Genomic DNA, 12865 nt, shown 5'->3' with positions numbered 1-12865 from the left:
TCTCATTAGAATGACGTACTTCTAAAACCGTCTGTAATATTTACCCCCTATCAGTAATTAAATCTCACAAAATCACTGTCAACTCGGTAATAACGGCACTTGTCAGCTAATTCTTTACGGAAATCAGCTGAAAAATCTAATATCAATACATACAAATCCAATGCTTTAATCATCTGAATCAGATCATTAATCTGACTGGAATTGAGATAATTAAACAATCCATTAAGAACCATTAATTTTTTTGGATAAAATTTATGATACAACTTAATAATTACCTTAATTATATCATACGGGTTGTCCATTGAACTAGTTAATATGTTAATTCCGCAGTACTTTGCCATCTTTTTAAGATTCCATTCATCATCGATGGCCAACGGTAATTCTTCCAAATAAGCTGCTCCCAAAAAAATACTTTTCACTTCGCGATCCAACTGAAATAATCTCTGTCGTTCTGATTCCGTTAGATTTTCAATCACTTCAATTTCTAACTTCGTTTTAAATGCCGTGATTAAATCCACATTATCAATTCCATTCCCTAGATAGGCTAAATGACTACTTAATTCTAAAATTTCGTCGTTTTCACTGATAATAATTTTATCCAAGTTTTTACATCCGAGCACAATCGTGCTATAAAATTTAGGATTGTTAGTTTGGAGGAACGTCAGCTTCCCGGAATCAACCGCAAACGGTGCTTGTGGATAAACAGTCAAATTCATATTACCACCGTCCGATCCGATGTATTCCGAACATCCTGCTTCTTTTCCCCGACCAAAAAGTTCATACTGTTATACTGTTTTTCTGTGACCATCAGCGTTTGGATTAAGCCTCGCGGTGGCAAAAATGTTTTAATTCTATTTTCAGTGAATTGCGCTGACTGCTTGCTAACACAAACACGCGCATAGACCGAGTATTGAATCATTAGAAATCCTTCATTAATTAATTCTTTTCGAAACTTTCGATAGTTTCTCCGATCCTCACTTGTATCAACTGGTAAATCAAACATGACCATTAATCGCATGACTCGATATCTCATCTCCTAATTCCACCTCGATATGTACTTCTTCGCTATCACCATTTAAATATTTTAAACAATTGCCCACATGAGTCTTTACAGCATTTCGCAAAATTGTATTTTTACCATTAAACTTCAACTCCAAATTAAACAATTCAACCAACCCAATTTTTAATTCCGGGTTCATTTCTTTAATTTCCTGTTCACTGACCCACCAATCAATGATAGGGCGAAATGGTTCCATCAAATCGGACCCTAGATTAAACTGATTTTCATCATTATCATGATGGATCCCTAATTGGGTCAAGGAACCCGCCGCTACAATCGTTCGATTAACCAGCGATAATAGCAGCGAATATCCGTAATTCAAAGCTGCATTATACGGATTAAAATCACGGCGCTCAAACCCCGTTTCAAATAACAGTGGGAAGTATTTTCTTGCCACCACCGCTTCTCGGTTGGTAACATCATTAATTTCCAGCTTGCCAGCTTCGTACCTTAGCGCTTCTGTCTCAAGCTTTCGTCTTTCCAACACGACGATCTGCATACCGATTTTAGCATTAACTACCCACGTCCATAGCATGGCCTTTCGATTTTCATCCCATTCAAATTGCTTTCGAAGCAAAGCCGCGCTACGATTATTCGGCAGATATGAAACGGTTTCACAAATGGGCTCTCCTGTAGTATCAGAAAAAATTAGTTTAGTTTCTGATTTAGCTAATTCACTAACGGCCCGTGCTGTAATGACGGCCTGAGTAGTACTAATTAATAGTACTTCGATATCATCAAGCGGAATTTCATTTAAACTAGAATTAGTTTGCACAATGATTCTCCTACCAGAATATGATATTTTAGCATGTTGCGTGATAACAACTGTTCTCCATCCCATTATTTTCTCCTTGACTTTTTAAGCAGAAGCCGGTATATTTTAGTTGTTGGTTGGAATGCCAACACTTAATCTCATTAGAATGACGTACTGAGTTAAAATCAAACAAAGCTTTCGAGCTGAGTTTTATCTTCAGATCCTTAAGGGTCACTACATAAAAAGGTAGCTATCATCTGATAGCTACCTTTTTTGTTTACAAATCAGATACTTTAACACGGTGTTCAAATAAACCAGTTGGTGATTGATAAATCAGCTGTGCATCCACTGTCAAAGAAATTCCTGCTGTTAAGACAAATCTACCCCAATATTTAGATAATCCAACTTTACCTAAATCTGTAATAGAAGCGTTACAGTGGAGACCAATCAAAGAATTATCTATTATTTTTTTCATTTCATCAATATCTTGCATTTGTCTAAATAACATTTTAGTTTTTTCAACATCATTAACTTTATACCACGGCAAATACTTGCTTGTTATATCAACAATCTCGTCAAAAACAGTAATTAATTTCTCTTTATCACTAATTCTACTTAAAGTTGAAACTATTTGGATTGAATTATCAGATAAAACAACTTGTTTAGCATTATGTTTGTACGACTTGCTTCCAATTGTAAAAATCATACCATCATCAATTACTTTTTGATTAATTAATATTTTGGATAAAACAACTTGAAAATCTCTATATTTACCAGAACTTTTTAAAAATTGAGGTGCTATAGCTTTTTCAATAGTCGCTAATTCACTTTCTTTTATTTCAGATATTTTAGATACAGGAACAGCTACTAGACGGTAGTCATATTTACTACCCTTCTTTAATTTGACCAATGTCAAAAATGACCCATTTTCATTTGAGTATCCACCATAAATATCACTAGGTCGATTTTTTTTAGAATTAATTAGATTCCTAGTCTTTTTATCATTCTTGGGTGCTGGATAGAGTGTTTGCCCATACAATGCCCCTTCATTCGTCTCCAGCTGTTTCGTCACCAACATCTTTTTAAATCGATAGATTCGTTTCATATACCCTAGCTGTTGATCTTTATCGGTATCAATGGCACCCTTGTCATTGAGTTTATGATCTCTTTCAAACCGATATAAAAAGTTAAAGCTCTTTAGATTATTCGTACCAGTCTTCGCAAAATCTCCATAAACAAAGTAAGGTTGTAGCTTGGGATATTCTTTTAACAACCAATTTCCAACGAACAAGGTCAAGTAAGCATCGAACGCATGGTGATAATCATTCACATTTCGACTTTTATAAAAATTGAATTTTTCCCGCATATGATGCGTTAGGTTAGCCTTGACCGTTACAACTTTGGTCTGATCGGCTTGATATTTTTGGCTCATAATATCAGCTGCTAATTTAATAACTTGTCGTGTTTCTACAAGTTGCCGATTAATAAATTGACCTCGGTTATTAAACTTACTAATCTGATCAGGCTTTAAAGTTAGATTATTATATTTACGCTGCGTCATTAGTCCCTGTTCTCGCATCATTTTCCAGGTTGGACGCATCTTATTCGCCACGGTCTCTCCTGGCAATCGATCCTCTTTATGAACTCGATTTTCTGCTTGACTTGTCAACACCCGATTATTTAGCGAGTTATCAAGCAAGAAGGACTGCGGTAAAATATGATCAATATCGTAGCTCGAAAGCTGATCAATATTTAAGGGATGTCCTGTATATAAATCAATTCCACCCTGAATAAAGTACAAATACAACCGATCAGTAAACTTAGTCTTGTTTTTAATCTGATCTTTTAATTCTTGGGTCACGCTTTCATTATCAAACCAATTCTTGCTAATCTCTTGATAGGTTTTTTCTAGTTGCCGTGCCCGAGAGGCAATTAATCGGTGATCGTCTCGATCCTCTCTGGCAAACTCCATCATGATATTAGCCGGGGCATACCCAACTGCTTTCTTGATATCATCAACAACTAACAAAATTTGGCGAATAGCTTTTTTGTTTTGTGGTGATGTATACAACTCGTCAATGGTTTCGTTAATTCCAGTTTGAGCTACATTAGCCCCATTATGTTCTTGAATAGCTTGTTTTACACTATCCTGACCCATAATTTCCATAAAGTTTTGATTGGTATTCCACAGCTGATCAATAATCCGCTCACCGTTCTCATTAACAATATGCGTTAATAGTTTTTGGGACAGTCGCCCCCAACCCTGATAGCGTTTTTTCGATACTCGTTCTAGCTGTTCTGAAGTAAGCCAATTGAGTTCTGCCAGCTTTAGTTTAAAAATCTCACGATCCTCAAAAATGGTTGACCACTCAATCATCTTTTCAAAATCAACTTGGCGATCGGGATTATCAATCTCATCACCAAAAATTTCTTGAAAATCCTGGTAAGTTTTTAAGGTATTATTCATATTCTTTTGATCAGTCGTTCCAGTAAAGATCGCTCCCATTGGGAAATCACCACGAGCCACCAAACAATCACTCAATTTTTTCAGCGTGACTCGTCTTTGCTTTTTACAAACATGATCGTATAGGTACTTTTTCTGATCGACCGTAAGTGCTTTGCCATTAACTTTAAGTTTATTAAGCTCATTTAAAACCGTGAATTGTTGATACAACAGACTATTTTTAGGTAAAACCGGTTCACCTAACAGATACGTATCAGTCGTAGTCATCCGCTTAATAAAATTAGTTGCCGAGCTGGTCTTATCAACCTTCTCCTCAAAATTCCACGGAGTAATTTCCCCCGCCTCTTTACGAACCATCCACGCAAATTTAGTGTTTTGCGGATCATCACTCTGGTTCGGATCAATCATTGGACCAACGTAGTAAGGTACCCGAAAGGCGATTAATGCATCCAACTTATCTTTAGCAGCTAAGAGCCAAGGGTAATATTTACCTTGGACTTCAATCAATTGATCCAACTCACGCTGATGCAACTGGTGTGGAATTGATCCATTTTCTTTAGAACGTTGTTTGGGCATGAAAGCCTGCAAATCAATTAAGCTCTTAATCTGATTTGCCAGCTCCGAATCATCCAAATTCTTTTTAACGTTCGTATAGAATGTATCAATCGTAGGTTTATCACCATCGATATACTCATTATATGCTTTCTTTAATCCGTCTCGTTGTTCTTGCGTTACCTGAGCTTCTAACTCTTTTAGCATTTTTAAATGATGTTTATGATCGTCATAACGATTAATCATCGCTGTAGAGATTGAATCGGCAACCTGCTTCGTCTGACGATTAGTTAAAATATCAGCTAGATTAAGGGAGAAGTATAAGCGTTGTAACACGGTTAAAATCTCATTTGCCTCATCGGTCAACTCTGAAGCCAGCTCTGCAATTTTATCATCAAAGTCATCACTGCTAAACTGCAGCTTAAATGCTTGTGGATCAGTGGCTTCAACCCCTAAAATTACATCGAATTTTGCCTTCAAACCTAAGACGGCCTTTAGCAGTTCCGTTGCTAGTTTCTTATTTTCTTTGTCGATGGTTTTATCAACTGGTACAAATAACCTTGCTGACAATTCTCTCTGGCGATCACTAGGTGTCCGCTGATTATCTTTTAAGATCGTCGCAACTTCATCCAAACTGGAAGTTTGCAGTTGAACATGATCACGCTGTTGGTTGCTAAAAATCTGATTAAGTTCTTGAAACTCTGATTCCAAATGCAACTGACCACCGTGAAATTTTTCGACCGCCGCACCGTTTAGAAAGTGACCTCGAAATTTAATCATGTGGTGGAGCGCTAAATAAATCAGCCGAACATCTGCCTGTGGGGCATCTGGTTGTGCTAGTGCCGAACGTAAATGGTAAATAGTGGGGTACTGCTGATGAAATTTTTGATCATCAAATTGGGGATCATCAAATAAGATGTTCCCAAACATTTGCTTGTTGGGATCTAAGGGTGAGATATTCGATTGTTTCAGGCGGGCTAAAAAATTAGGATCCACTTTAGCCAGTTCTGCATCAAAAATCCGATCTAAGAAGCGAAGACGCCAGCGTCGCCGTGATAAGCGACGCCGCGTCGTGCGAAAACCACGCCGTTCCGCAGCAGATTCGCCTTCTTTAAATAGACGGACACCGATCCCGTTATGCCCTCGGATATGCAGTAATTTATCATTTTGATCCGTAACGGCCCAGCCAATCGAACTGGTTCCGATGTCAAGACCAATGTTATAAGGTTGTTGTTGTTCAGTCATTAAATCACTCCTATATTTTCTAATAATTATACCATTTTAATTAGTACGCGACCATTCTATTTTTTTACTAATAAATCGCAAATTAACTATCAACATGAGCTGTTTAATTTTTTGCTGAGTCAATTTTGACTATGCTATCATTAAATAATCTTAGCTTTTATCGTTGAAAGGATCCTTGCCATGAAAGAAAATGAAAAAATACAAATATTAGCAGACCTAGTTGCCTTTGATAGTTGCAATGGTAATGAACGACCAGTGGCTGAATACCTACTACAGTTGTTTCAAAACCATGGTATTAGCGCCAAGCTTCTTCCATTAGCAGGCACGGCTGGCACCACCCGTGCCAACCTAGTCGCTGAAATTGGTTCTGGTCATCCAATTTTGGCCTTCGATGGTCATTTAGATACCGTTGCCTTTAATCGCGAACGGTGGCAAACCGACCCGCTTAAATTGACGGAGCAAGCTGGTCAACTATACGGACGAGGAACTACCGACATGAAAAGTGGGGTTGCTGCGGCTGTAATCGCAATGCTTGAACTACACGACCAACATCGTTCATTTCCCGGAATCATCCGTTTTCTAGGAAGTGCCGGGGAAGAGGTCGGCATGCAGGGAGCCACCGAACTTCAACAACACGGTTATACTGATGACATCGATGCTCTAATCGTAGGAGAACCAAGTGGCTATGCCACCTCGTATGCTTCAAAGGGTGAAGTTAATCTCCAGTTAACTGCCACCGGACGCGCCGCCCACAGTTCGACCCCTCAGTTTGGGATTAACGCCGTCCAAGAACTCATCAAATGCTGGCAAGACCTGGCTGATGCATTACAAACTGCTACCGCCGGCATCAAAAATCATGAATTAGGGCGCCCAGTTTTCAATCTGGATCAGTTTAATGGTGGTAAACAGCCAAACATTATCCCAGGCACCGCCCAAGCAGTTCTAAACATCCGCACCATTCCAGAATTTGACAACAACCAAGCCATCCAACTGGTAACAGACACCATTAAGCGTAACCAATCCAACTATCAAGCTGAGCTGCAGTCCCAGGTTACGATGAACGTCATCCCCGTTGTCGGGCAAGCTGACTCACCGGTCATTAAACAAATCTTGACCATTGCCCAGCAATATACTAATCAGCCCGTTCCAGTGGCCGGATGTCCGGGTGGAACCGACGCCTCACGTCTCCTATTGACTAAATCCATTGGATTCCCCGTAGCTATTTTTGGTCCGGGTGATTTTCGGGTGGCTCATCGTGACAATGAATTTTGTTCAAAACAAATGTACCTAAACTTTACCGAAATTTATCCACAACTATTTGTCCAAACTTTACAAGCTTTAGTTGATTAGGTCATTAACTCTCCCTCCGAACCATTTCAAAAATGATACGAGGGTTTTTTATTGCCAAGCAACAAAGTTTTAGCATCCCAATCATTTTTTGGAGGAAATCTTATGTCCACGCAAGTCACACTTCAAACTAAACTAACTATTCTAGCCACTGCGTTGCTAGCTTTTTCCGGAATTTTATTAGAAACCTCGATGAATGTTACTTTTCCTGAGCTAGCCCAGCTCTTTCACTTATCACTAGGTACCATTCAATGGCTGACCACCGGCTATTTACTAGTCGTAACGATTATCATGGCGACCACGGCTTTTTTACTTAAACGGTTTGCGCTCCGCAACCTATTTATCACTGCCGTTGCAATCTTTTTAATCGGTGATTTATTCTCAGGTTTAGCACCCAATTTTACTATTCTACTGTTGGGACGCCTCATCCAAGCAGCGGCAACCGGGCTAGCAATGCCAATGATGTATCAAGTCATCTTTACAAAGGTTCCCCAAGCTAAGATTGGTTTATATACTGGGATTGCATCGATGGTTATTTCACTGGCACCGGCACTTGGTCCAACCTATGGTGGATTGCTTTCCTCATTGTTTTCATGGCGCGAAATCTTTTTATGGGTACTCCCAATTGTCATCATCGGGCTGGTGCTAGGATGGGCCTTTATCGATATTCCCGCTGCAGGGACTAACAAACACTTTGATTTTGGTGCCCTCTTCTTTTTAAGTTGTGGTTTACTGGCCTTCGTCTGGGCCGCCACTCAGTTTGGCAACCTACAATCTTCACTACTGACTAAGTTTCTCCCCCTACTGGGAGGCATCGCTGCCTTTGCCGTCTTCGTTTACTTGAACCAACGTGGTTCTTCAGAAGTTTTGTCATTAAATATTTTGAAACACCTTCCAGTTCGGCTGGATGCCCTTAACTACTTCATTTTAATGTTTATCAACATTGGAATTTCCTTTGTTATTCCGATCTATGCCGAGGGAGTTTTGAAAGTGACGCCCCTCGTCGCGGGCTTAATCCTCCTGCCGGGCTCCATCATCGGTGGATTTCTCGCCCCCGTAGCTGGTTGGATTTATGATCGGTTTGGAGCATTTGTCCCGATCATCAGTGGACTGGTCATTGTTGTGATTAGTACCGCCCTCTTTGGCATTCTCCAAGCCGTCTTCACGCCCCTCGTGATGTTATTGCTGTTCACAAGCACCCGGATCGGATTCAACCTTGCCTTTTCCAACACCATCTCCAATGCCCATGGAAATGTGCCCCACGAACAATCAGCAGATGTAAATTCACTTTTCAATATGCTACAACAATACGCTGGTTCACTTGGAACCAGTATTCTCGCCAGTATCATTGCACTTAAACAAACGACCGCTGACAGCTCCACCGCGCTAATTCAGCAGACCTATCGCGGTGGGCACTTAGATTTCATGCTACTTTGTGGTCTTGCCCTAATTGCCTTAGTAGCAGCCATCATCAACTATTGGGAACAAAAACATCATGGCACAGCATTATAAAAAAACACTCCTTGACCCATTAACGAGTCAAGGAGTGTTTTTTTATAATTGTTAGTTTAAACGTTGAATTAGTTTCTTTAATGTGAGCCACGGCCACCGGAGCATCCCCAAAACTAACAGGATGATTAACGCACCCGCTAGCCGCTTACTGCCAGTGATAGCTGTCCCCGTGGCTGGCAAGCGGGGTGCTTTCTCAGCTACCATAGTAGGCCCAGTTGGCGTAGTAGAACCTGTCGGTTTGCCCCGCTGCTCCAACGAATCAGGATTGGCTCCAGGGCTTCCGGCTGGACGGGCGTTCAAAATCTCGTCCGAACGATCCCAGTTGTTCAGCAGTCGTGTCGTTGCCCCTAATTCCTTGCTCACAGTCGGCTTCTGTTGTTCTTGTTCTAACAGCGTAACTGGGGTTAGTGATTTGGGAGATCGAACCGACTCACTCCTTAATTGCACTGGTAGACTGGTTACGGGCACCTTGGCAGTAGCCTGCTGGGCACTAATTTGCAGCTCAGTAGTTCCCTTAATGGTAACCGTCTGTTGTTGATCCTGACTATACCGAGTAGCCGAATAAACACGTCCACTCGCTGGAAACTCAAGTTCAATACTTTGCGTGTCCGTATAGATTACGACCGTCACTTGTGCAGGATTGCTCCCCAAACCCAACGAAGCCGTGCGTGGCTGTTGATAGTTTTCATTCGCACCGTTTAACCACACGTCAGTCGTACGTCGTACCGTATACGTGCCGGCATCCCAATCAAATTCAATTTCAAACTGCCCATCGGTTTGGCTAATCTGGACTGTACTGGTTCCAGTTAAATGTTGGTGCTGATTATCAAAAGTCAATTCGTAGCGCTGAGCCGTGCCACTAAGACCTAGTTGTAAAGGTTTTGTACTGGTTACAACTTGCTTAACTGGGTGCTGATCAGAAAATAGATTGGGTTCAATTAAGTGGGTGTGAATTCGACCATTTTCAAGGGTGTAGCGGTGAAAGGCACTGGCACTAAATTGTGCGGGTGCGTCAGCCCCGACAATCCCATTTTTAACAGCCTGGCCGGAATAATCCCAGTTTCCGTTCCAGCCAATGCCAATTGCAGCACTCGCATCAGTGCCATTAAAACCTAACCCTGCTCCTTTTAAATTACTTAACACGCTACTTCCATAAAAGTCAGACCCATCATCAACTCGTTGTACCTGACTAGCTGATGTCAAGGCATACACAGGTTGACCAGTTCCAGATAGATCCGCATAGTGGTCTGGCACAAACCGCCCCTGCTCATCTAGTTTCCCTAACACCAAATAAGTTCCAGTACTTTCGCCATACCGATAGCCGTTTCCTCCAAACAACAACCCGAATTTTAATTCCTTAGTCACCTGATCCTTTAGTTGAATTAAGTTGGGGCATTCAATGGTTCCATAATCAACCCATTGTTGTTCATGATTACTGGAATCCGGTTGGTTAATGATCAACGTGCCCAGATAATTCCAATTTAGCCCATCGGCACTATCATATTGACTAATCCGATTAGTCCCCTCTGCTAGGTAACACACCATCCGCCGAGTCGCCTCATTGTAGAAAACGTGCGGATCGCGAGCATCACGCTCATTGGTTACCGGTCCTCCGTTGGGCATCCCCACCAAAGCATGATCCACTAACGGGTGGAAATTAAATCCACCATCAGTACTAACAGCGGCATACTGTGCTTGCATCCCCTCCGCATTGGTACTGGTAAAATAGGCTACTAACGCATCAGCCGGTAAGTCATGATAAAAATTCATCGAGTTTCCAATGACACTTCCAGTCCACATTGATTGCCAAATCCCATTGTTAGCCGTAAGGGCGCGTCCAGCTTGATAGTAATGCACCAAATCTGGTGAGATAACATGATACCAACTATTCCCCTCGGGACCATTAAATTTGGGACCATCATTATGCAAGTAATAGAAATGATAGTTACCTTGAGCATCGCGAAAAATACTTTGGGTATCATTCCCACTATAATCGGGGCTAGCATAGTGGTACTGTTGCGCATAATTACCGGTTGAAGCCGGTGTTTGCACTTCGACCGGTTCTGCTGTGGTGGGGGCTGCAAAAGTAGCCGAGTTGGCTGATGGCGTTGCTGCTGACGTGGTGGTCGGAGCGTCTTTCGTTGCTTGCTCATCACCAACAGCGGACTTCGTTGTGTCTACTGGTTCACTTGCAGCAACACTGGTTGCAGGTTCAGCTTCTGGCAGTGCCAGTTGCGCTTGAGCTTGAGGGTCTTCCGACTGTGGTTGCGCGGCTAGTGGTGCGGTCGCTTCGGAGCTGAGCGGTTGCTGTTCGGATTTGTCATCCGCCGCAGCCGTTTTCTCGACTGCTAAAACTGCTCCCACCAATAAAATCGCACTACTTGCTTTCAACCACTGGAGCGACTGATTTGAAGTTCTATTTTGCATGATTATGATTGCCACCTTTCACTTTACTAGTAATTTAGTTAGTTTATCGGTTTACTAACTAAAAAAACAATTACTAATTGCAAGTGAAAGGTCGCTGAAGCGGCGGCTGGTGCTCAGCCTAACGCTTACTTGGAGGTCACTGGTTTGACTACCAAAACTACGCCTCTTTCCAACATGTTACAAAATAATGTTTACGTCACATTTAAATTAATCATCACCAATTAGCCGGACTCCATGACCGACCATCTAGCTCATCTTGAGCTTGTGCCAGTCGTTGACTTTGCTCAAGTACCGCTGCCTTGGTTGCTTCCAATAAAGCTCGGTCAGCAAAATTATTCGTCTTGCTAAGTAACTGATCTAGGGTAGTTACCAGCCACCTTTGGTCATCATCCATGACTAACCCTCCTCTGCTTGGCGCATTAGTTGCACCTGCCACTTCAAGTCTTCAATTTTTTCCTGTTGGTGTTGCATTGTCTCAATAATTAAATTAAGTTGGTCTTGCTGGGCAGAGGTCCCCTTAGCAGCCAGTTTTCGCAACCGCTCTTCCAGCCAGTTTTCTTGATCAGCAAAGCGAAAGGGATCCTGCACCGTTAAATATTGCTGGTACCTGATTAACAAGCGAGCGCGAGCTGGCGCATCTAAATAAGCAAATTGTGACACTGGCAATGGAGCTAAAAACTTCATTCCAGCCTGTTGTGCCAGTGCCTGATATGGAGTGAAAATTTCTGACAAACTGTAACCTTGTTGTCTGCCAACTGCAAATTCTGCCACTGGATAACCCAAGGTAGTCACGATTCCAAGTTCTTTTCCTCGCAAAATTCCTTGTTCGTTTTGATAGGTGAAGGCTCGAGTTAAAACTTCATCTTCCCAGTGTTTCAACGACGCTGGCGCACTATACCAATATAATGGAAATTGAAAAATTATCCGATCAGTTTGCCGGAGTAATGCCTGTTCAGCAGCAACGTCAAGGGACTGGTGTGCGTAAATTTCATCTAGACAATGCCAAGTCACGTCCTCTAGTTGCTGACTAGCACGGTTTAAAAAAGCCTGCGTTCCCGAATCATGATAATGCGGGTGTGACACAATGATTGTGGTTTTCAAAAAAAGAACCCCTTTTCAATTTATTTTAAAATTTTTCCGATGATTGATTGACTTTATTTTATACCATGTTATGATGTAGTAGATGTTTGATAAGTTTCGAGTTTTTAAGGTTTCTTGTTTTGTTTTATTATAGAATGACTTCCTTATTAGATTCAAACTACAGCAGCATTAATATATTTTTTTACGGAGGTTTCATATTATGAAACAAGGTACTGTTAAATGGTTCAACGCAGATAAAGGTTACGGCTTCATTACTACTGACGATGGTGACGTATTTGTTCACTTCTCAGCTATCAACAAAGATGGCTTTAAAACGCTTGACGAAGGCGAAAAAGTTACCTTAGACGTTGAAGAAGGCGACCGCGGCCCACAAGCTGCTAACGTTACTCCAATCGAAGAGTAA

At 41.4% G+C, this 12865-nt stretch carries 10 protein-coding genes; 3 read left to right on the top strand and 7 right to left on the bottom strand.

Features of this window, described 5'->3' with window-relative positions:
- Positions 1–50 precede the first annotated feature (50 nt).
- The 4 genes from csn2 to cas9 all read right to left on the bottom strand — a co-directional run bounded on the left by csn2 (position 51) and on the right by cas9 (position 6075).
- Positions 51–716 carry a type II-A CRISPR-associated protein Csn2 gene (gene csn2 / locus B808_RS03645; RefSeq protein WP_009166805.1) on the bottom strand — a complete coding sequence of 222 codons (666 nt, stop codon included), beginning with the start codon at positions 714–716 and terminating at the stop codon, positions 51–53.
- Complete coding sequence (gene cas2, locus B808_RS03640) at positions 713–1018, bottom strand: CRISPR-associated endonuclease Cas2 (RefSeq protein WP_035421987.1); 306 nt, start codon at positions 1016–1018, stop codon at positions 713–715. The genes csn2 and cas2 overlap by 4 nt, the downstream gene beginning before the upstream one ends.
- Positions 996–1901, bottom strand: coding sequence for a type II CRISPR-associated endonuclease Cas1 (cas1, locus tag B808_RS03635; RefSeq protein ID WP_009166807.1), 906 nt, complete (start codon positions 1899–1901; stop codon positions 996–998). The genes cas2 and cas1 overlap by 23 nt, the downstream gene beginning before the upstream one ends.
- Before the next feature lie 190 nt (positions 1902–2091).
- Positions 2092–6075, bottom strand: a complete 3984-nt coding sequence (gene cas9, locus B808_RS03630; protein WP_035421986.1) for a type II CRISPR RNA-guided endonuclease Cas9 — start codon at positions 6073–6075, stop codon at positions 2092–2094.
- Between the two features lie 180 nt (positions 6076–6255).
- Between cas9 and B808_RS03625 the strand changes: the two genes are divergently transcribed.
- Both B808_RS03625 and B808_RS03620 read left to right on the top strand, forming a co-directional pair.
- Entirely contained in the window at positions 6256–7425 is a 1170-nt protein-coding gene (locus tag B808_RS03625; protein WP_009166809.1) for an ArgE/DapE family deacylase, read from the top strand.
- A 102-nt stretch (positions 7426–7527) separates the two neighbouring features.
- Positions 7528–8934 carry an MFS transporter gene (locus B808_RS03620; protein ID WP_035421985.1) on the top strand — a complete coding sequence of 469 codons (1407 nt, stop codon included), beginning with the start codon at positions 7528–7530 and terminating at the stop codon, positions 8932–8934.
- Between the two features lie 51 nt (positions 8935–8985).
- Here the strand turns inward: B808_RS03620 and B808_RS03615 are convergent, their stop codons facing one another.
- The 3 genes from B808_RS03615 to B808_RS03605 all read right to left on the bottom strand — a co-directional run bounded on the left by B808_RS03615 (position 8986) and on the right by B808_RS03605 (position 12462).
- Complete coding sequence (locus B808_RS03615; protein WP_035421983.1) at positions 8986–11361, bottom strand: hypothetical protein; 2376 nt, start codon at positions 11359–11361, stop codon at positions 8986–8988.
- 214 nt (positions 11362–11575) lie between these two features.
- Positions 11576–11755, bottom strand: a complete 180-nt coding sequence (locus B808_RS03610) for a hypothetical protein (protein WP_009167050.1) — start codon at positions 11753–11755, stop codon at positions 11576–11578.
- Positions 11756–11757: 2 nt separating this feature from the next.
- On the bottom strand, positions 11758–12462 hold the full coding sequence (locus B808_RS03605) for an NAD(P)H-dependent oxidoreductase (protein WP_035421981.1): 705 nt from the start codon (positions 12460–12462) through the stop codon (positions 11758–11760).
- A gap of 199 nt (positions 12463–12661) precedes the next feature.
- On the opposite strand from B808_RS03605, the gene B808_RS03600 reads away from it, so the two are divergent.
- A complete protein-coding gene (locus tag B808_RS03600; protein ID WP_009167053.1) occupies positions 12662–12865 on the top strand; it encodes a cold-shock protein in 204 nt (67 codons plus the stop codon).

Source organism: Fructilactobacillus florum 8D, from assembly GCF_000512295.1.
GTDB classification, from domain to species: Bacteria; Bacillota; Bacilli; order Lactobacillales; family Lactobacillaceae; genus Fructilactobacillus; species Fructilactobacillus florum.
This window is presented reverse-complemented; position numbering and strand designations above follow the sequence as displayed.